General features: G+C 68.1%; 18 protein-coding genes. 14 read left to right on the top strand and 4 right to left on the bottom strand.

Annotation, left to right across the window (positions count from 1 at the left end):
- Window positions 1-35: 35 nt before the first annotated feature.
- Window positions 36-1,283, bottom strand: a complete 1,248-nt coding sequence (locus WS96_RS27700; RefSeq protein WP_034206651.1) for an ABC transporter substrate-binding protein — start codon at window positions 1,281-1,283, stop codon at window positions 36-38.
- 428 nt (window positions 1,284-1,711) lie between these two features.
- Here WS96_RS27700 and zwf point away from each other — a divergent pair, with 428 nt between their 5' ends.
- The 3 genes from zwf to WS96_RS27715 all read left to right on the top strand — a co-directional run bounded on the left by zwf (window position 1,712) and on the right by WS96_RS27715 (window position 5,856).
- Complete coding sequence (zwf, locus tag WS96_RS27705; protein WP_059836869.1) at window positions 1,712-3,181, top strand: glucose-6-phosphate dehydrogenase; 1,470 nt, start codon at window positions 1,712-1,714, stop codon at window positions 3,179-3,181.
- A gap of 88 nt (window positions 3,182-3,269) precedes the next feature.
- Complete coding sequence (gene pgl / locus WS96_RS27710) at window positions 3,270-3,950, top strand: 6-phosphogluconolactonase (protein WP_034206649.1); 681 nt, start codon at window positions 3,270-3,272, stop codon at window positions 3,948-3,950.
- Window positions 3,928-5,856, top strand: coding sequence for a bifunctional transcriptional regulator/glucokinase (locus tag WS96_RS27715; protein WP_027783791.1), 1,929 nt, complete (start codon window positions 3,928-3,930; stop codon window positions 5,854-5,856). Before pgl ends, WS96_RS27715 begins: the two co-directional genes overlap by 23 nt.
- Window positions 5,857-5,960: 104 nt before the next feature.
- Here the strand turns inward: WS96_RS27715 and WS96_RS27720 are convergent, their stop codons facing one another.
- Window positions 5,961-7,178: a Bcr/CflA family multidrug efflux MFS transporter gene (locus tag WS96_RS27720; RefSeq protein ID WP_059836871.1), complete on the bottom strand. Its 1,218-nt coding sequence runs from the start codon at window positions 7,176-7,178 to the stop codon at window positions 5,961-5,963.
- A gap of 250 nt (window positions 7,179-7,428) precedes the next feature.
- On the opposite strand from WS96_RS27720, the gene WS96_RS27725 reads away from it, so the two are divergent.
- The 9 genes from WS96_RS27725 (at window position 7,429) to WS96_RS27765 (ending at window position 15,582) form a co-directional block, all read left to right on the top strand.
- Window positions 7,429-7,881: a hypothetical protein gene (locus WS96_RS27725; RefSeq protein WP_034206647.1), complete on the top strand. Its 453-nt coding sequence runs from the start codon at window positions 7,429-7,431 to the stop codon at window positions 7,879-7,881.
- 179 nt (window positions 7,882-8,060) lie between these two features.
- On the top strand, window positions 8,061-9,344 hold the full coding sequence (hemL, locus tag WS96_RS27730; RefSeq protein ID WP_034206646.1) for a glutamate-1-semialdehyde 2,1-aminomutase: 1,284 nt from the start codon (window positions 8,061-8,063) through the stop codon (window positions 9,342-9,344).
- Between the two features lie 15 nt (window positions 9,345-9,359).
- The gene (ribD, locus tag WS96_RS27735) at window positions 9,360-10,481 is read left to right on the top strand and encodes a bifunctional diaminohydroxyphosphoribosylaminopyrimidine deaminase/5-amino-6-(5-phosphoribosylamino)uracil reductase RibD (RefSeq protein ID WP_059836873.1); all 1,122 of its coding nucleotides are present in this window, start codon (window positions 9,360-9,362) and stop codon (window positions 10,479-10,481) included.
- 14 nt (window positions 10,482-10,495) lie between these two features.
- A complete protein-coding gene (locus WS96_RS27740) occupies window positions 10,496-11,125 on the top strand; it encodes a riboflavin synthase (RefSeq protein WP_059779572.1) in 630 nt (209 codons plus the stop codon).
- 369 nt (window positions 11,126-11,494) lie between these two features.
- A complete protein-coding gene (locus tag WS96_RS27745) occupies window positions 11,495-12,013 on the top strand; it encodes a DUF1993 domain-containing protein (RefSeq protein ID WP_059836875.1) in 519 nt (172 codons plus the stop codon).
- A 157-nt stretch (window positions 12,014-12,170) separates the two neighbouring features.
- On the top strand, window positions 12,171-13,313 hold the full coding sequence (ribBA, locus tag WS96_RS27750) for a bifunctional 3,4-dihydroxy-2-butanone-4-phosphate synthase/GTP cyclohydrolase II (RefSeq protein ID WP_059836877.1): 1,143 nt from the start codon (window positions 12,171-12,173) through the stop codon (window positions 13,311-13,313).
- Between the two features lie 53 nt (window positions 13,314-13,366).
- Window positions 13,367-13,882 (top strand): 6,7-dimethyl-8-ribityllumazine synthase, encoded by a 516-nt coding sequence (ribH, locus tag WS96_RS27755; protein ID WP_034206641.1) that lies wholly within the window; start codon window positions 13,367-13,369, stop codon window positions 13,880-13,882.
- On the top strand, window positions 13,879-14,316 hold the full coding sequence (nusB, locus tag WS96_RS27760; protein ID WP_006476662.1) for a transcription antitermination factor NusB: 438 nt from the start codon (window positions 13,879-13,881) through the stop codon (window positions 14,314-14,316). The genes ribH and nusB overlap by 4 nt, the downstream gene beginning before the upstream one ends.
- Before the next feature lie 69 nt (window positions 14,317-14,385).
- On the top strand, window positions 14,386-15,582 hold the full coding sequence (locus WS96_RS27765) for a pyridoxal phosphate-dependent aminotransferase (RefSeq protein WP_059836879.1): 1,197 nt from the start codon (window positions 14,386-14,388) through the stop codon (window positions 15,580-15,582).
- A gap of 108 nt (window positions 15,583-15,690) precedes the next feature.
- On the opposite strand, the gene WS96_RS27770 is transcribed toward WS96_RS27765, so the two are convergent.
- Entirely contained in the window at window positions 15,691-16,818 is a 1,128-nt protein-coding gene (locus WS96_RS27770; RefSeq protein ID WP_059836881.1) for a lytic transglycosylase domain-containing protein, read from the bottom strand.
- A 596-nt stretch (window positions 16,819-17,414) separates the two neighbouring features.
- Between WS96_RS27770 and WS96_RS27775 the strand changes: the two genes are divergently transcribed.
- Both WS96_RS27775 and WS96_RS27780 read left to right on the top strand, forming a co-directional pair.
- Entirely contained in the window at window positions 17,415-18,971 is a 1,557-nt protein-coding gene (locus WS96_RS27775) for a UbiD family decarboxylase (protein WP_059836883.1), read from the top strand.
- A gap of 58 nt (window positions 18,972-19,029) precedes the next feature.
- Window positions 19,030-19,698 (top strand): LysE family translocator, encoded by a 669-nt coding sequence (locus tag WS96_RS27780; RefSeq protein WP_059836885.1) that lies wholly within the window; start codon window positions 19,030-19,032, stop codon window positions 19,696-19,698.
- Window positions 19,699-19,820: 122 nt separating this feature from the next.
- On the opposite strand, the gene WS96_RS27785 is transcribed toward WS96_RS27780, so the two are convergent.
- Window positions 19,821-20,117, bottom strand: coding sequence for a hypothetical protein (locus WS96_RS27785; RefSeq protein WP_059836887.1), 297 nt, complete (start codon window positions 20,115-20,117; stop codon window positions 19,821-19,823).
- Between the last annotated feature and the right edge of the window lie 438 nt (window positions 20,118-20,555).

Consider the following 20,555-nt stretch of genomic DNA (forward strand, 5'->3'; position numbering starts at 1 on the left):
CGATGAAGCGTTTCCGGCCGGGCGCCTGGCGCGCGTTACTTGACCTTCGCGGCCTTCGCGAGCGCGGCGACCGCGCTCTTCGAATCCTGCTGCGAGTTCATGAACTTCGTCACGACGTCGGTGATCGCGCCGGCGGTCGCGTCGCCTTGCGCCATGCCGTGCGCGAGCGACGGGACGAAACCGCCCGACTTGATCGCGGTCTGCTCGTCGGCATACGACTTCTTCGCGCAGTCGTCGAACTTGTCCATCTTCACGCCGAGACGCACCGGCACCGAGCCCTTCAGCAGGCTGAACTGCTCCTGGAAGTCCGGCGTCATGATCGTCTTCGCGAGCGCGAGCTGGCCCGGCGTCGCGTTCTTCTCGCCCTTCTGCTGGAAGAACACGAACGAATCGACGTTGAACGTGTACGAATTCGCGGTGCCCGGCACCGGCGCGCAGATATAGTCCTTGCCCGCCTTCTTGCCGGCGTTCTCGAACTCGCCCTTCGCCCAGTCGCCCATGAACTGCATGCCGGCCTTGCCGTTGATGACCATCGCGGTCGCGAGGTTCCAGTCACGGCCGTTACGGCCGGTATCGAAGTAGCCCTGGATCTTGCGCACCGTGTCGAACACCGACAGCATCTGCGGCGACGTCAGCGTGGCCTGGTCGAGATCGACCAGCGCCTTCTTGTAGAACGCCGGGCCCTGCGACAGCACGACGTCTTCCCACAGCGTCAGGTCCTGCCACGGCTGGCCGCCCATCGCGATCGGCTGGATGCCCGCGGCCTTCAGCTTGTCGGCTACCGCGAAGAATTCGGGCCAGGTGGTCGGCACCTTCGCGCCGACCTTGTCGAGCGCGGCCTTGTTGATGTAGAGCCAGTTGACGCGGTGCACCGAGAACGGCGCGGCGACGGTGTGACCCTTGTACTTGATGATCTTGTCGATTTCCGGCGGCAGGTTCTGCTTCCAGTCGCCGGCGGCCGAATCGATGTTGACGAGCACGCCCTGGTCGGCCCAGTCCTGGATCAGCGGGCCCTTGATCTGCGCGGCCGACGGGGAATCGCCGCTGATCACCTTGGTCTTCAGCGCGGTCATCGCCGCGGCGCCGGCGCCGCCCGCGACCGCGAAGTCCTTCCACACGTAGCCCTGCTTCTGCAGGTCGTCCTTCAGCACGCCGACGGCCTTCGACTCGCCGCCCGAGGTCCACCAGTGCAGCACGGTTACGTTTTCGGCTGCCTGCGCCGCCACGGCGCCAGCCATCAGGCCTGCGGCGCAGAGCGCGCCCATGATCGAGCGAACTTTCATTACTTATCTCCTCCAGACTGAATCAACTCGTGAAGTTCCCTGACCGGGAACCGGCTTCTTGATAACGACGGGGAAATCGAGCCGCGGGACGCATGCAGCGTACGGGGCCGATGACCGGCCGGGCTCTTACAGAAAGCGTGAATCGAGATTCAACGGCGTGTCTCCTCTTTGTGTTTCTGGCCCGCCGCGATGCGGCACGAGCCCGGGGCTCGACGGCGCGCGGACGATGCGCTCCGTCAATGTCCGATAACATTCGGCACAAGGCGTTCCCGGAAGCGAAGCTCGCGCAGCTCATCGACCGCACTTCTTTTTTTCTTCACCCAGGTGCTACCCCTTGCGGCGGATTGTAGTTAAACTACAATTCAGTGTCAAAAATATTTTTATCGCACTACGGATCGCTTCCCAGCACCCCAACACGGCGGAGACACATGCATACCGATTCCAGCTTTACCTTCGTACTTTTCGGCGGCACCGGCGATTTGTCGATGCGCAAGATCCTGCCCGCGCTGTTCGAAGCGCACCGCGCGAACATGCTCGCGGAAGGCGGCCGGATCATCGCCGTCGCGCGACACGAATCGGACCGGGCCCACTATCTCGAGTGGGTCGACACGCACGTGAAACCGCATGCGGCGAAGGCAGCCGGCAACGCGTTCGACGACTCGGCATGGAAGTCGTTTCTCGAGCGCATCGAGTACGTGAAGCTCGATCTCGGCCGCGCGGAGGACTACGTCGTGCTGCGCGACGCGATCGCGTCGCTGCCCGGCATTCGCGTGTTCTACCTCGCGACGGGCCCGTCGCTGTTCGTGCCGATCTGCAAGGCGCTCGCGTCGGTCGGCCTGAACGAAGGCTCGCGCATCGTGCTCGAGAAGCCGCTCGGCTACGACCTGAAGTCGTCGAACGCGATCAACGACGCGGTCGGCGAGATCTTCGCGGAAGGCCAGATCTACCGGATCGACCACTATCTCGGCAAGGAGCCGGTACAGAACCTGCTCGCACTGCGCTTCGGCAACGCGCTGTTCGAGCCGCTGTGGCGCCGCGAATGGGTCGAGAGCATCCAGATCACGATCGCCGAGGAGCTCGGCGTCGAGGCGCGCGGCGATTTCTACGACAATACGGGCGCGCTGCGCGACATGGTGCAGAACCACCTGCTGCAGTTGCTGTCGATCGTCGCGATGGAGCCGCCGCACTCGATGGATTCCGACTCGGTGCGCGACGAGAAGCTGCGCGTGCTGCGTGCGCTGAAGCCGGTCGATCCGCGCGACATCGGCAAGGTCGCGGTGCGCGGCCAGTATCATGCGGGCGTGATCAAGGGCGTGCAGGTGCCGGCCTACGCGACCGAGCCGGGCGTGAAGCCCGACAGCCAGACCGAAACCTTCGTCGCGCTGAAGGTCGAGATCGAGAACTGGCGCTGGGCCGGCGTGCCGTTCTTCCTGCGCACCGGCAAGCGTCTGGCCGACCGCGTCGCGGAAATCGTCGTCAACTTCCGCCCGGTGCCGCACTCGGCGCTCGGGGCCTCCGCGCTGCGCCCCGGCGCGAACCGTCTCGTGATCCGGCTGCAGCCGAACGAGACGATCCGCCTGTACTGCCTCGCGAAGCAGCCGGGCGAAGGGATGAATCTCGCGAGCGTGCACCTCGACCTCGCGTTCGACCAGTTCTTCAAGGAAGGGCAGATGGAGGCGTACCAGCGCCTGCTGCTCGACGTGATCAACGGCCGGCTCGCCCTGTTCGTGCGTCGCGACGAACAGGAAGCCGCATGGCAGTGGGTCGAGCCGATCCTGAACGAATGGGCGCGCACGCTGAAACCGCCGAAGCCGTACGCGGCGGGCACGTGGGGGCCGGCCGCGTCGAGCGCGATGCTCGCGCAGCACGACACCTGCTGGCTCGAAGAAGAAAACTGATGCAACCCGTTGCCGCGTACGCCACCGTACGCGGCAACACGCTTCACGATTCGTACGATTTGAACAGACAAAGCAGTCCGGAGGAGATGTGATCGAGATCCACGCTTTCGACACCCAGGAAGCGCAAAGCGAAGCGCTCGCGCGCGCCGTCGGCGACGCGCTGCGCGCGGCGCTCGCCGGCCCCGCGCGCCCGACGCTCGCGGTGTCCGGCGGCACCAGCCCGCGCCCGTTCCTGCACACGCTGTCGCATGCGGCGCTCGACTGGGCCGGCGTCGACGTCACGCTGGTCGACGACCGCTGGGTGCCGGACGACGACGCGGCGAGCAATGCGCAACTCGTGCGCGACACGCTGCTGCAGCACGCGGCGGCCCCTGCCCGCTTTCTGCCGCTCGTCGACACGCGCACCACGCTCGACGCACGGGTCGCCGCGCTCAACGCGAACGCCGATTACCGCGTGCCGAGCGTCGCGGTGCTCGGCATGGGCGAGGACGGCCACACCGCGTCGATCTTCGCCGACGCGCCCGAATGGGACCACGCGATCACGACGCCCGAGCGTTTCGTCGCCGTGCATCCGGGCGCGGCGCCCCATGCACGCGTGAGCTATTCGCTCGATGCGCTCAAGCGCGTCGAGCGGCTGTTCCTGCTGATCGCGGGTGCCCGCAAGCGCGACGTGCTCGACGCCGCGGCCGCGTCGCTGCAGAAGAACGCGATTTCCCAACTGGCCAACGACAAGGGGACCCAGCTCGATGTCTACTGGTGCGCAAAGTAAGGCGGTCGTCGCGGGTCAGCATGCCGACGGCCCGCGCCTGCTCGCGGACGTCGGCGGCACCAACGCGCGCTTCGCGCTGGAAACCGGCCCGGGCGAGATCACGCAGATCCGCGTGTATCCCGGCGCCGACTATCCGACGATCACCGACGCGATCCGCAAGTATCTGAAGGACGTGAAGATCAGCCGCGTGAACCACGCGGCAATCGCGATCGCGAACCCGGTCGACGGCGATCAGGTCACGATGACCAATCACGACTGGCGCTTCTCGATCGAGGCGACGCGCCGCGCGCTCGGCTTCGACACGCTGCTGGTCGTCAACGACTTCACCGCGCTCGCGATGGCGCTGCCCGGCCTGACCGATGCGCAGCGCGTACAGATCGGCGGCGGCACGCGCCGCCAGAACAGCGTGATCGGGCTGCTCGGGCCCGGCACCGGGCTCGGCGTGTCGGGCCTGATTCCGGCGGACGACCGCTGGATCGCGCTCGGCAGCGAAGGCGGTCATGCGTCGTTCGCGCCGCAGGACGAGCGCGAGGATCTCGTGCTGCAGTACGCGCGCAAGAAATTTCCGCACGTATCGTTCGAACGCGTGTGCGCGGGCCCCGGCATGGAGATCATCTACCGGGCGCTCGCCGCGCGCGACAAGAAGCGCGTCGCCGCGTCCGTCGATACGGTGGAGATCGTCGAGCGCGCGCATGCGGGCGACGCGCTCGCGCTCGAAACCGTCGAATGCTTCTGCGGGATTCTCGGCTCGTTCGCCGGCAGCGTCGCGCTGACGCTCGGCGCGCTCGGCGGCGTCTATATCGGCGGCGGCGTCGCGCTGAAGCTCGGCGAGCTGTTCACGCGCTCGTCGTTCCGGGCGCGCTTCGAGGCGAAGGGCCGCTTCGCGCACTATCTCGAGAACATCCCGACCTACCTGATCACCGCCGAATATCCGGCGTTCCTCGGCGTGTCGGCGATTCTCGCGGAGCAGTTGTCGAACCGCTCGGGCGGCGCGTCGTCGGCCGTGTTCGAACGGATCCGCCAGATGCGCGACGCGCTGACGCCGGCCGAGCGCCGCGTCGCCGATCTCGCGCTGAACCATCCGCGCTCGATCATCAACGATCCGATCGTCGACATCGCGCGCAAGGCCGACGTGAGCCAGCCGACGGTGATCCGCTTCTGCCGCTCGCTCGGCTGCCAGGGCCTGTCGGACTTCAAGCTGAAGCTCGCGACCGGTCTCACCGGCACGATTCCGATGAGCCACAGCCAGGTGCATCTCGGCGACACGGCCACCGATTTCGGCGCGAAGGTGCTCGACAACACCGTGTCCGCGATCCTGCAACTGCGCGAGCACCTGAATTTCGAGCACGTCGAAAACGCGATCGAGATCCTGAACGGCGCACGGCGCATCGAGTTCTACGGGCTCGGCAATTCGAACATCGTCGCGCAGGACGCGCATTACAAGTTCTTCCGCTTCGGAATTCCGACGATCGCGTACGGCGACCTGTACATGCAGGCCGCGTCGGCCGCGCTGCTCGGCAAGGGCGACGTGATCGTCGCGGTGTCGAAGTCGGGGCGGGCGCCCGAGCTGCTGCGCGTGCTCGACGTCGCGATGCAGGCCGGCGCGAAGGTGATCGCGATCACGTCGAGCAACACGCCGCTCGCGAAGCGCGCGACCGTCGCGCTCGAGACCGACCACATCGAGATGCGCGAATCGCAGCTGTCGATGATCTCGCGGATCCTGCATCTGCTGATGATCGACATCCTCGCGGTCGGCGTCGCGATCCGTCGTGCGTCGACCAACGGCGAGCTGCCCGAGGCCGTCGCGCAGGCGAAGGCGCGCGCCGCCGACGACGAAACGGCCGACGTGCTCGACTGGCTGAGCCACGGCGCGTCGCCGGCGGCGAAGGACGTCGCGCGGGACTGACGCGCGGCGCGGCGAGCGCCGCTGCCAGCGTCCCGATGAAAAACGCCACCGGCGCATCGCGCGCGGTGGCGTTCTTCATTGCGCGGCCCGACTGGCGGGGCGGCTCAGGCGCCCGCTTTCACCGGCCGGCCGTGCCAGCGCAGCACGAGGTAGCGCCCGGCGAAACACAGCAGGCCCGACACGCCGATCGTCACGCCCATCGCGAACGGCGTGCCGTCCGCGAGTACGCCGATCGCCACGCTCGCCAGCGCGCCGAGCGCGAGCTGCATCGCGCCGAACACGGCCGCCGACGCGCCCGCGTTGTGCGGATAGCGGTGCATGAGGTCGGTCGTGCAGTTCGCGGACAGGATCCCGACCACGCCGACGACGAAGAACAGACACACGACGATCGACCACAGCCCACCCCACCCCGTCAGCGCGACGAGCGCGACCGCGAGCGACGCGACGCAGCTCACGAGCGACGCGGCCGCGATGATGCGCAGCGAACCGATGCGGCCGACGAGGCGCGTGTTCGCGAAGTTGCCGATCATGATCCCGACGACGTTCAGGCCGAACAGCAGCCCGTAGTGCTGCGGCGACACGTGGAAATACTCGATGTACACGAACGGCGTCGCGGTGATGTACGAGAACATCGACGCGAACGCCATCCCGCCGCACAGCATGTGCCCCCATGCAACCGGGTCGGACAGGATGCGCCCGTACGACGCGAACGACGCGAGCACGGCCGCGCTCTTGCGCCGCTCCTTCGGCCAGGTTTCGGGCACCCGCAGATACGCGGTCGTCGCGCAGATCGCGCCGAACACGGCCAGCACGACGAACACGCCGCGCCAGCCGGCGAAGCGCAGGATCTGGCCGCCGATCAGCGGCGCGAGCAGCGGCCCGACCGCGGTGACGATCGCGACCATCGACAGCACCTTCGCCGCGTCGCTCGGCTCGTGCGCGTCGCGTGCGATCGCACGCGCGAGCACCGACGCGGCGCCGGCGCCGAGCGCCTGCAGGAAGCGCACGACGATCAGCATGTCGATCGAGCCCGACACGAAGCAGCCGACGCTCGCGAGCGTGAACAGCGCGATCCCGCCGAGCAGCACGGGCCGGCGGCCCCACGTGTCGGACAGCGGGCCGTACAGCAGCATGCCGATCGAGAAGCCGGCCATGAAGCTGGTCAGCGTGCGCTGCGCGGCGCCGGGGCTGACCGAGAAGCCGGCGGCGATCGACGGCAGGCTCGGCAGGTACATGTCGGTGGCGATCGGCCCGCAGGCCGCGAGCGCGCCGAGCAACAGGATCAGCCGGGCATCGGGCCGGCGCCGGACGACGTGGGACATGGGTATCCGGAATGGGAGTCCGCGCGCATCGGGGCGCGCGTGACGGTGAAGACGGGAAGCCGCACCGCAAGCGGCGCGTTCAGGCCCATGATTGTACGCGCAACTTTTTTGCGTGCCTCGGACCGCGCGCGGCGGCGGCCGGGGAGCCGCCCACGCGCGTCGCGCGCACCCATGAGCACGCCGGCGGATTCGATTAAGCTTGCGGCTGCCCGCCGCGCTTGTCCGATCCTTTCGACGTACGACCGAACCGATGACCGCTTTCCTGCTGATCTGGAGCCCCAAGAAATGGCCATGGCCCGAACTGCCCGACGTCGCCGCGCGCGTGAAGGCCGGCGAGGCCGTGCATGACGTATGGGGCTGCGGCTTCGCGCGCGGCATCCTGCCGGGCGACCGCGTATTCCTGCACCGCGTCGCGCAGGCGCCCAAGGGTGTGTTCGGCTCCGGCTACGTGACGCGCGCGCCGTACGAGGTGCCCGATCCGTCGACCAGGCGCGGTTACCGGCTGTGCATCGACTTCGTGTACGACTGGCTGGTCGACGCGCACCAGGACGTCGTGATTGCGCGCGACGCGCTGCGCGTGCATCCGTATTCGGTGCAGACCTGGGATGCGCAGAGCTCCGGCACGTCGATCAAGCCGATGGTCGAGGGTCCGCTCGAAAAGCGCTGGGCCGAGCTGACCGGCAAGCGCAAGCCGCCGCGATGACCGGAAACCGGGTCGAATCAGGCCCGCGCTACCCGGCCGGGTAATCCGCCGCGCGCCCAAAGGCCGCGGACCGGCGGCGGGCCCGCCTCGCGTGTCTCCGGTACAATCGGACGATCGTTCCGCCCAGGCGCCGCGGCCCGTGCACAGGCCCCCGCGCCGTTCTCTCGCAGGTTTCGCTCATGTCCAACAATCAGATTCTCTTCGAACGCGCCCAGAAGACCATTCCGGGCGGCGTCAACTCGCCGGTACGCGCGTTCCGTTCGGTCGGCGGCACGCCGCGCTTCGTCGCGCGCGCGCAAGGCCCGTATTTCTGGGATGCCGACGGCAAGCAGTACATCGACTACATCGGTTCGTGGGGCCCGATGATCGTCGGCCACGTCCATCCGGAAGTGCTGTCGGCCGTGCAGAACGTGCTCGCCGACGGCTTCTCGTTCGGCGCGCCGACCGAAGCCGAGATCGAGATCGCCGAGGAAATCTGCAAGCTCGTGCCGTCGATCGAGCAGGTGCGGATGGTGTCGAGCGGCACCGAGGCCACGATGAGCGCGCTGCGTCTCGCGCGCGGTTTCACGGGCCGCAGCCGCATCGTGAAGTTCGAGGGCTGCTACCACGGCCACGCGGACAGCCTGCTGGTCAAGGCCGGCTCGGGCCTGCTGACGTTCGGCAACCCGACGTCGGCCGGCGTGCCCGCCGACATCGCGAAGCACACGACCGTCCTCGAATACAACAACGTCGCCGTGCTCGAGGAAGCCTTCGGCGCGTTCGGCGACGAAATCGCCGCGGTGATCGTCGAGCCGGTGGCCGGCAACATGAACCTCGTGCGCGGCACGCCCGAATTCCTGAACGCGCTGCGCGCGCTGTGCACGAAGCACGGCGCCGTGCTGATCTTCGACGAGGTGATGTGCGGGTTCCGCGTCGCGCTCGGCGGCGCGCAGGCGCACTACGGGATCGCGGCCGACCTCACTTGCCTCGGCAAGGTGATCGGCGGCGGGATGCCGGCCGCCGCGTTCGGCGGCCGCCGCGACATCATGGCCCACCTCGCGCCGCTCGGCGGCGTCTACCAGGCCGGCACGCTGTCGGGCAACCCGATCGCGGTCGCCGCGGGCCTGAAGACGCTGCAACTGATCCAGGCGCCGGGCTTCTACGACGCGCTCACCGCGCAGACGAAGCGGCTCGCCGACGGCCTCGCGGCCGAAGCGCGCGCGGCCGGCGTGCCGTTCGCGGCCGACTCGATCGGCGCGATGTTCGGCCTGTACTTCGCCGAGCGCGTGCCGGGCAGCTTCGCGGAAGTGACGAAGAGCGACACCGAGCGCTTCAACCGCTTCTTCCACCTGATGCTCGACGAGGGCGTGTACTTCGCGCCGTCGGCCTACGAGGCGGGTTTCGTGTCGAGCACCCACGACGACGCGGTGATCGACGCGACGCTCGCGGCCGCGCGCCGCGCGTTCGCGGCACTCGCCGCCTGACCCGGGGCCGCGCGCATGTTCTCGGATACCGATTTCGCCCACATGCAGCGCGCGCTCGCGCTCGCCGCGCGCGGCATGTACACGACCGCGCCGAATCCGCGCGTCGGCTGCGTGATCGTCAAGCACGGCGACGTGATCGGCGAAGGCTTCACGCAGCCGGCCGGCCAGGATCACGCGGAAGTGCAGGCGCTGAAGGACGCGCGTGCGCGCGGCCACGACGTCGCGGGCTCGACCGTGTACGTGACGCTCGAACCGTGCAGTCATTTCGGCCGCACGCCGCCGTGCGCGAACGCGCTGATCGACGCGCGCGTCGCGAAGGTCGTCGCGGCGATGGAAGACCCGAATCCGCAGGTGTCGGGCCGCGGCCTCGGGATGCTGCGCGATGCGGGCATCGACGTGCGCTGCGGGCTGCTCGCGCACGAGGCCGGCGAGCTGAACATCGGCTTCGTGTCGAGGATGACGCGCGGCCGCCCGTGGGTGCGGATGAAGACCGCCGCATCGCTCGACGGCCGCACCGCGCTGCCGTCCGGCGAAAGCCAGTGGATCACCGGCGAGGCCGCGCGCCTCGACGGGCACGCGTGGCGCGCCCGCGCGTGCGCGATCCTCACCGGCATCGGCACCGTGCGCGAGGACAATCCGCTGCTGACCGTGCGCGGCATCGACACGCCGCGTCAGCCGCAACGCATCCTCGTGGACAGCCGCCTCGACCTGCCGCTCGACGCGCGGCTGCTCGAAGGCGCGCCGCTGCTGATCTTCTGCGGCCGGCTCGACGCCGCCGGCGAGGTCCGCGCGAACGTGCTGAAGTCGCGCGGCGCGGAAATCGTGCCGCTCGCGAACGCGCACGGCAAGGTCGACCTGCCCGCGATGCTGGCGGCGCTCGGCGCGCGCGGCGTCAACGAGCTGCACGTCGAGGCCGGCCACAAGCTGAACGGTTCGCTGCTGCGCGAACGGTGCGTCGACGAATTGCTGGTGTATCTGGCGCCGAGCCTGCTGGGCGCCGACGCAGCCGGCATGTTCGATCTCGCCGCGCCGGCGAGCCTCGATGCGCGCACCCGACTGTCGTTCCACGGTATCGAGCGGATCGGCGACGACTTGCGGATCCTCGCGCGGTTCGCGCCGCCCGACGCCTCTCACTGAACGGAGCCGTCACGATGTTTACCGGAATTGTCGCGGCCGTCGGCCGCATCGAATCGATCGCCCCGCTCGGCACGTCGGCCGACGCCGGCGTACGCCTGACCGTGCAGGCCGGCGGGCTCGACCTGGCCGATGTCGCGCTCGGCGACAGCATCGCGATCCAGGGCGCGTGCATGACGGTGATCGCAAAGACCGACACCGCGTTCGACGTCGACGTGTCGCGCGAAAGCCTGAACCGGACGGTCGGCCTCGCACAGCCCGGCGAAGTGAATCTCGAGAAGGCGCTGCGCGCGCACGATCGCCTCGGCGGGCATATCGTGTCGGGCCATGTGGACGGCCTCGGCACCGTGTCGCGCTTCGCGCCGGTCGGCGAGTCGCACGAACTGCGGATCGTCGCGCCGCGCGAACTCGGCCGCTATCTCGCGTACAAGGGCTCGATCACGGTGAACGGCGTGAGCCTGACCGTCAATACGATCGACGATCGCGCGGACGGCTGCGAATTCTCGATCAACCTGATTCCGCATACGGTCGAAGTCACGACGCTGCGTCACGTGAAGGCCGGCGACAAGGTCAATCTCGAAGTCGACATGATCGCGCGGTACGTGGAGCGGATGCTGTCGTCGTCGCAGGGCGTGCATCAGGACTGATCGGCCGGCCCCGTCCGGTGCGGGGAATGACGGCTGGCGGTTCGCCCGGCATGGTTCGGGCGTCGCCGCCGCCCCGTCGCTTGACCACTCGCCGGCCGCCGGCCCGATCGCGTGCATGGGCCGCACGGGCCGCGCCGCGCTTTGCTCTCACCCTACTTCGTGCCGGGCCGCTCCGTCGCCGGACACCGACACGCCGCCATCGGGATCGCGTTCGGTCGTTGGCCGTTTGGCCAGCCGACACCTGGCCAAACGGCTAACGACGCGCACGGGTCATGCCGTCGCGCTAAGATGCGTCGACAGCGGTTTCAACGCCGCAACACACGACGTGCCGCATACCGCGCCGCCTCTCTTCCCACAGGAGTCGTTCCCATGTCCATCTCGATGTACCAGGCTTCGCTGCCCGTCCTGATCCGCGGCCTCACCAACCTGCAGCACATCCTCGGCAAGGCGCAGGCCCATGCGGCCGAAAAGCAGATCGATCCGTCGGTATTCATCGGCGCACGCCTCTATCCGGACATGCTGCCGCTCGTCCGCCAGGTCTACATCGCGACCGACACGGCCAAGGGCTGCGCCGCGCGGCTCGCCGGCGTCGACATCCCGAGCTACCCGGACGTCGAACAGACCTTCGACGAGCTGCATGCGCGCATCCAGAAGACGATCGACTACCTGAAAAGCTTCGACGCCGCGCAGATCGACGGCAGCGAAACGCGCCAGGTCGTGCTGAAGATGCGCGTCGGGCCGATCGAATTCACCGGCCAGTCGTATCTGCTGAATTTCGTGCTGCCCAACTTCTTCTTCCACGTGACGACCGCGTACGACATCCTGCGCCATAGTGGCGTCGAACTCGGCAAGCTGGACTACCTCGGCGGGCGCAACGAGCACGCGTGACGCGCGGCCGCGCAACGCCCGGCCCGCTGCCGTGCGCCCCCGCGCGCAGGCCGGCCACGGCGCTTTCCGGAGCGCAGGCCGGCCCCGCCCGGCCTGCGCCAGCCGAAACGCCGCCCGGCTGGCGTAAAATACGCACTTTCCTCTTTCTCGCCCCCTTATGACGCTCGCCTCCACGCTCGACATCATCGCCGAGCTGAAAGCCGGCCGGATGGTGATCCTGGTCGACGAAGAAGACCGCGAAAACGAGGGCGACCTCGTGATCGCCGCCGAATTCGTCACGCCGGAAGCGATCAACTTCATGGCCAGGTACGGCCGCGGCCTGATTTGTCTGACGTTGACGCAGGAACGCTGCAAGCAGCTGCACCTGCCGCTGATGACCTATCGCAACGGCACGCAGTACGGCACCGCGTTCACGGTCAGCATCGAAGCGGCCGAAGGCGTGACAACCGGCATCTCGGCCGCCGACCGCGCGCACACGATCGCCACGGCGGTCGCGCACGACGTGCGCCCCGAGCACATCGTGCAACCGGGCCACGTGTTCCCGATCATGGCGCAACCGGGCGGCGTGCTCGTGCGCGCGGGCCACACCGAGGCCGGCTGCGACTTCACCGCGCTCGCGGGCCTCACGCCGGCCGCGGTGATCTGCGAGATCATCAAGGACGACGGCACGATGGCGCGCCTGCCGGACCTGATCGAATTCGCGAAGGAACACGACCTGAAGATCGGCACGATCGCCGACCTGATCCAGTACCGCAGCCGCACCGAATCGATCATCGAGCGGATCGCCGAGCGCACGATGCAGACCGCGCACGGCACGTTCCGCGCGGTGCTGTACCGCGACCAGCCGAGCGGCTCGCCGCACATCGCGCTGGTGCGCGGCATGCCGTCGCCCGACGTCGATACGCCGGTGCGCGTGCACGAGCCGCTGTCCGTGCTCGACCTGCTCGAGACGGGCATCTCGACGCACTCGTGGACGCTCGACGCCGCGATGCGCGAGATCGCGGAACGCGACCTCGGCGTGATCGTGCTGCTCAACTGCGGCGATACGAAGGAACACCTGATCGACGTCTTCAAGGCGTTCGACGAGGAAGAAAGGGCCGCTGCGCTCAAGCGCCGGCCGGTCGATTTCAAGACGTTCGGCATCGGCGCGCAGATCCTGCGCGATGTCGGCGTCGGCAAGATGCAGGTGCTGTCGAATCCGCGCAAGCTGGGCAGCATGTCCGGCTACGGCCTCGAAGTCACGGGCTTCATTCCGATGCCCGGCGGCGAGACCAAGTCCTGCCCGGCGTCCCACGCGTAACCCGCCACGGCGCTTTCGCCCTATAACCGTTCATCCACACCACGGACCAGATCATGGAAATCGGACAATACCAACCGAATCTCGAAGGCGACGGCCTGCGTATCGGCATCGTGCAATCGCGCTTCAACGAACCCGTGTGCAACGGCCTCGCCGACGCGTGCGTCGAAGAACTGGAGCGCCTCGGCGTCACCGGTGAAGACGTGCTGCTCGTGTCGGTGCCCGGCGCGCTGGAAATCCCGCTCGCACTGCAGAAGCTCGCCGAAAGCGGCCAGTTCGACGCACTGATCGCGCTCGGCGCGGTGATCCGCGGCGAGACCTACCATTTCGAACTCGTGTCGAACGAGAGCGGCGCGGGCATCACCCGCATCGGCCTCGACTTCAACCTGCCGATCGCGAATGCGGTCCTGACGACCGAAACCGACGAGCAGGCCGTCGCGCGCATGACCGAAAAGGGTCGTGACGCCGCACGCGTCGCCGTCGAGATGGCCAACCTGACGATGGCGCTCGACCAGCTCGGCGACGACGAGGACGAAGAGGAAGACGAAGACGACGAAGAGGAGCGCGCATGAAGAAGAGCGCCCGCCGACAATCGCGCGAGCTGGCGACGCAGGGCCTGTACCAGTGGCTGCTGTCGAACGCGCCCTCCGGCGAGATCGACGCGCAACTGCGCGGCGCGCTCGGTTACGACAAGGCTGACAAGGAACTGCTCGAAGCGATCCTGCACGGCGTGATCCGCGAACATGCGACGCTCGTCGAAGCGCTGGCGCCGTCGCTGGACCGTCCGATCGATCAGCTGTCGCCGGTCGAACGCGCGGTGCTGTTGATCGCGACGTTCGAGCTCACGCACCACGTCGAAACGCCGTATCGCGTGATCATCAACGAAGCCGTCGAACTCGCGAAGACGTTCGGCGGCTCCGACGGCTACAAGTACGTGAACGGCGTGCTCGACAAGCTGGCCGCGAAGCTGCGCCCCGCCGAAACGCAGGCGCGTCGCAACGGCTGATACCGTTGGTTGGTCCACGGGCGCGCAAGCGCCCGTTTTTCATTCTTTTCCCCCTCCGCCCCGCTGCCGATGAATACCACCGCCGATTCGCTCGTCACGCTCGCCGCACGCGTCGACGCGATCCAGCCCTTTCACGTGATGGAACTGATGAAGGGGGCACAGCGGCTCGAGTCCTTGGGGCGCGACGTTATCCACATGGGCATCGGCGAGCCGGATTTCACCGCGCCGGAGCCGGTCGTCGAGGCCGCGGCGGCCGCGCTGCGCCGCGGCGTCACGCAGTACACGAGCGCGCTCGGCATCGCGCCGCTGCGCGAGGCGATCGCCGCGCACTATGCGCGCGCGTACGGCCTCGCGATCGCGCCCGAGCGGATCGTCGTGACGGCCGGCGCATCGGCCGCGCTGCTGCTCGCGTGCCTCGCGCTGGTCGGCCGCGACGACGAAGTGCTGATGCCCGACCCGTCGTATCCGTGCAACCGGCACTTCGTCGCGGCGGCCGAAGGTCGCCCGGTGCTCGTGCCGAGCGGCCCGGACGCACGCTTCCAGCTCACCGAACACGACGTCCGCACGCACTGGAACGCGCGCACGCGCGGCGTGCTGCTCGCGTCGCCGTCGAACCCGACCGGCACGTCGCTCGAACCGGACGAACTGAAGCGGATCGTCGAGGCGGTGCGCGCACGCCACGGCTTCACGATCGTCGACGAGATCTACCAGGGGCTCAGCTACGACGCCGCGCCCGTCTCGGCGCTGTCGTTCGGCGACGACGTCATCACCGTGAACAGCTTCTCGAAGTATTTCAGCATGACGGGCTGGCGGCTCGGCTGGCTCGTCGTGCCGCCCGCGCTCGTCGGCTCGTTCGAGAAGCTCTCGCAGAACCTGTTCATCTGCCCGTCCGCGCTCGCGCAACACGCGGCGCTCGCCTGCTTCGAACCCGCGACGCTCGACATCTACGAAACACGCCGGCTCGAATTCAAGCGCCGCCGCGATTTCATCGCCCCGGCGCTCGAACGGCTCGGCTTCACGGTGCCGGTGATGCCGGACGGCGCGTTCTACGTGTATGCGCATTGCGGCGGCGTCGCCCATCCGGCGGCCGGCGACAGCGCCGCACTCACGCAGGCGATGCTGCACGACGCAGGCGTGGTGCTGGTGCCGGGTATGGACTTCGGTGTCCATGCGCCGCGCGACTATATCCGCCTGTCCTATGCGACGGCCTACTCGCGGCTCGAAGAGGCCGTCGACCGGCTCGCGGCGCTGTTCGGCCAGCACTGACGCCGCGGCCGGGCGCGCACCGCCGCTTCACGCACCGCAAAAAGAAAAAGCACCCGAGTCGGGTGCTTTTTTCATGTCGTGCCGGCCGGAGCCGCCGAAACGCGACCGTTACGCGCCGAGCTCCGAATGATCGCCGTGCGACTGCTTCGCGGTATCGACGCTCGCGTCGTCCTGCGGGGCGGCTTCCTTCGGCGCCGCCTTGATCGAGGTCGTGCCGTCGAGCGTCGCATGCACGCGCTTCGCGCCACCTGCCGCGGCCGTCACGGCAGCGGCGGTGACGATCGGCTTCGCGGGTTGCGCGGGCGCCTGCGGCGCGTTGATCGGCACGCTGCGGCCACGCGCGACGTCGCGCAGGCGGCCGCGTTCGGCCATCACCTTCGAGCCGTAGCCGTTGTCGTCGGGATTCGTCGAGCCGTTGTACAGGCGCAGGCCGTTCGCGAGCGAACCGCCGCGCGCGATGCAGTCCTTCAGCACCAGCGCACCGACCTGCAGGTTCGCGAGCGGCTGCAGCGCGGTGTCGGTGCCGCCGAAATACTCGAACTTGTCGGAATGCACCTTCGACATGACCTGCATCAGCCCCTTCGCGCCGACGCCGCTTTCGGCGTACGGGTTGAAGCCCGATTCGATCGCCATCACGGACAGCAGCAGCAGCGGATCGAGGCCGACGTCGCGACCGGTCTGGAACGCCGCCTTGACGAGCTGGCCGAGCGGCTCTTGGGCAACGCGGTAACGGCGCGACAGATAGGTGGCGACGAGCGCCTGTTCGCGGTTCGACGCGAGCGCGCGATCGTCGCGGGCATCGGCAGCCACGCGCTGAATCGGGATCAGTTTCGCCAGCGCGACGGGCGACGGGCCGTTACGGGCCGGATCGGACGCATCGCTCTGGGCGCCCTGAGCGGCGGCTTCCGGTGCGACGTCGAGGCCGACGGCAAGCGCATCCGTTTCCGGATTCTCTTCCTGCTGCGGCTGCGCGCCGGCAGGCGCGAAGTTCGGCAGCGGATGGCCGGACAGCAGACGGGCCGGACCGGCCTGCACGGCCGCGGACACGACCGGCATCAGCTTCGCGGCGAGCGTGCCGCGCACGGTTGGCAGCAGCCACAGTGCAAGCGCGACTGCGACCGCGAAACAGCCGACAACGCTGAATAGATGGTGACTGACACGCGTCCCGCGACGCAGCAAGTTGCGCACGATTTGCGCATGCTGCTCGGTGGGACGCCACGATAACCAAGCGTTCATTCAGATCATCTCCCATGAACATGACTCGTGCGGCTCGCTCAGCTCGATGGCGAGACGGAAAACGCGCCGCGGAATCACGACGCCGCACGCCTTGGTTGGGACGCGCAAGCATCGGGGAAACGGTATAAGTACCGTTCGAGGCCACGGTGTAAGAAGGCCGGCGCCTTCGCACACTGGGCGAGGCGGGCATACGCGGTGGCACCCACGCAAAAAACCAGCGTCTGGTGGCGCTGGCTGGGACTACGACAAAGGCCGTCGAAAACGCCGTGCAGGATTCGGCGGACGGTGACGCGTTGCGTCAAAGATCGGTGATTGGCGGCTCGAAGCCTTTTACCCTGCAACCAATGTGAGCGGATTCTAGCAGGGTTTTATAGATCGTCAACACTATAAAACTTTCAAATCATAACAAAAAGTAATTTAAAACCACTCTTCAGAACGCAATCCCCGTGCCGTAAGGGGTTTGCGCTCGATCGACTTTTTTCTGCGCCGGGCGGCCGCGCGGCGACCCGGGTAAAATCGTCGGTCGATTCGGGGTCGCAGCCGGCCGCTGCCCCCGCCCACCGCTGCCCGCCCTGCGGGCAGCCCGGACCTTCTTCATGAAATACAAAGACTTACGCGATTTCATTCAGCGCCTCGAGGCGCTCGGCGAACTGCGGCGCGTCACGCAGCCCGTGTCGCCCGTGCTCGAAATGACCGAGCTGTGCGACCGCGTGTTGCGCGCCGGCGGCCCGGCGCTGCTGTTCAACGCGCCGCCCGGCCATGCGTTCCCGGTGCTCGGCAACCTGTTCGGCACGCCGCGCCGCGTCGCGCTCGGGATGGGCGTCGATGCGGGCGACGAGGCCGCGCTTAGTTCGCTGCGCGATCTCGGGCGCCTGCTGTCCGCGCTGAAGGAACCCGATCCGCCGAAGAGCCTGAAGGACGCCGGCAAGCTGCTGTCGCTCGCGAAGGCGGTGTGGGACATGGCGCCGAAGTCGGTGTCGTCGCCGCCGTGCCAGGAAATCGTCTGGGAAGGCGCCGACGTCGACCTGAACAAGCTGCCGATCCAGACCTGCTGGCCCGGCGATGCGGGGCCGCTCGTCACGTGGGGCCTGACGGTCACGCGCGGGCCGAACAAGCCGCGCCAGAACCTCGGCATCTACCGTCAGCAATTGATCGGCCGCAACAAGCTGATCATGCGCTGGCTCGCGCATCGCGGCGGCGCGCTCGATTTCCGCGAATTCGCGCTGCGCAACCCCGGCAAGCCCTATCCGGTCGCGGTCGTGCTCGGCGCCGATCCGGCCACGACGCTCGGCGCCGTGACGCCCGTGCCCGATTCGCTGTCCGAGTATCAGTTCGCCGGCCTGCTGCGCGGCAGCCGCACGGAACTCGCGAAGTGCCTGACGCCCGGCGTCGACACGCTGCAGGTGCCCGCGCGCGCGGAAATCGTGCTCGAAGGCTTCATTCATCCGCAGGAAGGCACCCCTTCCCCCGCACCGGCCGGCGCACCGCCGCGGCCGACCGGCAACGCGGCGGCCGCGTACGAACACGCGCTCGAAGGGCCGTACGGCGACCATACCGGCTATTACAACGAGCAGGAGTGGTTTCCGGTGTTCACCGTCGAGCGCATCACGATGCGCCGCGACGCGATCTACCATTCGACCTACACGGGCAAGCCGCCCGACGAGCCCGCGGTGCTCGGCGTCGCGCTCAACGAGGTGTTCGTGCCGCTGCTGCAGAAGCAGTTCACGGAAATCACCGACTTCTACTTGCCGCCCGAAGGCTGCAGTTACCGGATGGCCATCGTCCAGATGAAGAAGAGCTACGCGGGCCACGCAAAGCGCGTGATGTTCGGCGTGTGGAGCTTCCTGCGGCAGTTCATGTATACGAAGTTCATCGTGGTCGTCGACGAGGACGTGAACATCCGCGACTGGAAGGAAGTGATCTGGGCGATCACGACGCGCGTCGACCCCGTGCGCGACACGGTGATGGTCGACAGCACGCCGATCGACTATCTCGACTTCGCGTCGCCGGTGGCCGGACTCGGCTCGAAGATGGGGCTCGACGCGACCAACAAGTGGCCGGGCGAAACGCATCGCGAATGGGGCCGCCCGATCGAGATGGACGCGGCCGTGAAGGCGCGCGTCGACCGGCTGTGGCAAGAGATCGGCCTCTGACGCCACGCGGCCGGCGCCCGCCGGCCCGCGCATCGCAATCGCCGCACGCATCCAGACAATGAACTTTCCGCCCGCCTCCATGCTGTCCGACGGATTCTTTCTGTCGCTATCGTTGTGTCTCGACATCGGCCTCGTGAACGTCGCGATGCTGTCGCTGACGCTGTCGCACGGCTTCCGCCCGGGCTTCTGGCTCGGCGTCGGCTCGTGCGTGGGCGATCTCGTCTACGCGGCGCTCGCGCTCGCGGGGATGGCCGTGCTGCTGCAGTTCGAACCCGTGCGCTGGATCGTGTGGATCGGCGGCGGCGCGGTGCTGCTGTTCCTCACGTGGAAGATGGCGCGCGAAGCGCTGGCGCCCGCCAACGCAGCCGACGACGACGCGGACGATGCACCGCCGCCGCGGGCGAGCGCGCGGCGCAGTTTCGTGCGCGGGATGCTGCTCGCGATGTCGTCGCCGAGCGCGATCCTGTGGTTCGCAGCGGTCGGCGGCGCGCTGATCGCGAAAGCCGGCGCGACCACCCCGGCCACCGCATCGGTGTTCCTGTCGGGCTTTTTCCTCGGCGGTCTCGCGTGGACGCTCTTCATGTGCACGCTCGCGAGCCAGGGCCGCAAGCGCGCGGGCGCCGGGCTGATGCGTGCGTGCCATGTCGCGTCGGCGCTGCTGTTCGCGTATTTTTCGTACAGCGTGATCGTCGGCGGCTACCGCGACCTGATCGTGCGCGCGATGTAATCGCGTGCCGTCGTGCAGCGCCGAGCCGCGCACGCAACGGCGGCCCCAATGAAAAACGGCGCAGCGCCCCTCGCGGGACGTTGCGCCGTTTTGCCGCGCGCGGTCAGGCCGCGCGGGACGAATCAGCGACGCCAGTAGCCGTGATGGCCCCAGCCGCCGTAACCGTGGCGCCAGTACGGGCGACCATAGTAGCCGCCGACGACCACGGCGGGCGGCGGCGCATAGTAGGCCGGCGCCGGCGCGTAGTACACGGGCGGAGGCGGCGGCGCGTAATACACGGGCGGCGGCGGTGCATAGACGGGATACGCGGGTGCGACCGGGATACCGATGCCGACCCCGATCGACACGTGAGCCTGCGCGGCGCTTGCGGCACCCAGGCCCAGCGCGGCGGCGGCGATGAACGGAACGAGCTTTTTCACTTCGATTCTCCTGCTGGAGCGGTATTTTAGGCGCTCCTGTCGGCAACGGCGGGCATGCACGTCGCATGCAAGCAATGTAGCGAAAACGCGCCCGGCGCGTATCGTGCATTTGTTGCAAATTGCAATCGCACGCGGCCGCAGCGGCCGTCCGGCGCGGCGCCCGGCGTGGGCGGCGACCCTTGCGGGTCGCGCGATTCCATCCGAGAAGTCGGGTCGCGACACGACGACCGGTCAGTCTTACCGGATCCGGCGCGCGCAGCCGGCACGCGTACGTAATGAACGATTACAAATTCGAGACAACATGCCGACATTTCAAGCGGGGGCGGCGCACGAAATTTCGGGGTCGGATTCCGTAATCCTGATTCCGCCGCAATACCGCCACCCTGCCCACGCATCGATCGCACCGCGCATCGGTAATTCATACGTGCGGCCGCCTCG

Origin of the sequence: Burkholderia sp. MSMB1835 (genome assembly GCF_001526365.1) — a bacterium.
In the GTDB taxonomy this organism is placed as follows: Bacteria; Pseudomonadota; Gammaproteobacteria; order Burkholderiales; family Burkholderiaceae; genus Burkholderia.

Bases quoted from the DNA above. Each gene is read 5' to 3' on its own strand.
- ribBA (WP_059836877.1), top strand. From the start codon at position 12,171: ATGACGCTCGCCTCCACGCTCGACATCATCGCCGAGCTGAAAGCCGGC.
- WS96_RS27745 (WP_059836875.1), top strand. From the start codon at position 11,495: ATGTCCATCTCGATGTACCAGGCTTCGCTGCCCGTCCTGATCCGCGGC.
- hemL (WP_034206646.1), top strand. From the start codon at position 8,061: ATGTCCAACAATCAGATTCTCTTCGAACGCGCCCAGAAGACCATTCCG.
- WS96_RS27775 (WP_059836883.1), top strand. From the start codon at position 17,415: ATGAAATACAAAGACTTACGCGATTTCATTCAGCGCCTCGAGGCGCTC.
- WS96_RS27715 (WP_027783791.1), top strand. From the start codon at position 3,928: ATGTCTACTGGTGCGCAAAGTAAGGCGGTCGTCGCGGGTCAGCATGCC.
- WS96_RS27765 (WP_059836879.1), top strand. From the start codon at position 14,386: ATGAATACCACCGCCGATTCGCTCGTCACGCTCGCCGCACGCGTCGAC.
- WS96_RS27770 (WP_059836881.1), bottom strand. From the start codon at position 16,818: ATGAACGCTTGGTTATCGTGGCGTCCCACCGAGCAGCATGCGCAAATC.
- WS96_RS27780 (WP_059836885.1), top strand. From the start codon at position 19,030: ATGAACTTTCCGCCCGCCTCCATGCTGTCCGACGGATTCTTTCTGTCG.
- WS96_RS27720 (WP_059836871.1), bottom strand. From the start codon at position 7,178: ATGTCCCACGTCGTCCGGCGCCGGCCCGATGCCCGGCTGATCCTGTTG.
- nusB (WP_006476662.1), top strand. From the start codon at position 13,879: ATGAAGAAGAGCGCCCGCCGACAATCGCGCGAGCTGGCGACGCAGGGC.
- ribD (WP_059836873.1), top strand. From the start codon at position 9,360: ATGTTCTCGGATACCGATTTCGCCCACATGCAGCGCGCGCTCGCGCTC.
- WS96_RS27725 (WP_034206647.1), top strand. From the start codon at position 7,429: ATGACCGCTTTCCTGCTGATCTGGAGCCCCAAGAAATGGCCATGGCCC.
- ribH (WP_034206641.1), top strand. From the start codon at position 13,367: ATGGAAATCGGACAATACCAACCGAATCTCGAAGGCGACGGCCTGCGT.
- zwf (WP_059836869.1), top strand. From the start codon at position 1,712: ATGCATACCGATTCCAGCTTTACCTTCGTACTTTTCGGCGGCACCGGC.
- WS96_RS27700 (WP_034206651.1), bottom strand. From the start codon at position 1,283: ATGAAAGTTCGCTCGATCATGGGCGCGCTCTGCGCCGCAGGCCTGATG.
- WS96_RS27740 (WP_059779572.1), top strand. From the start codon at position 10,496: ATGTTTACCGGAATTGTCGCGGCCGTCGGCCGCATCGAATCGATCGCC.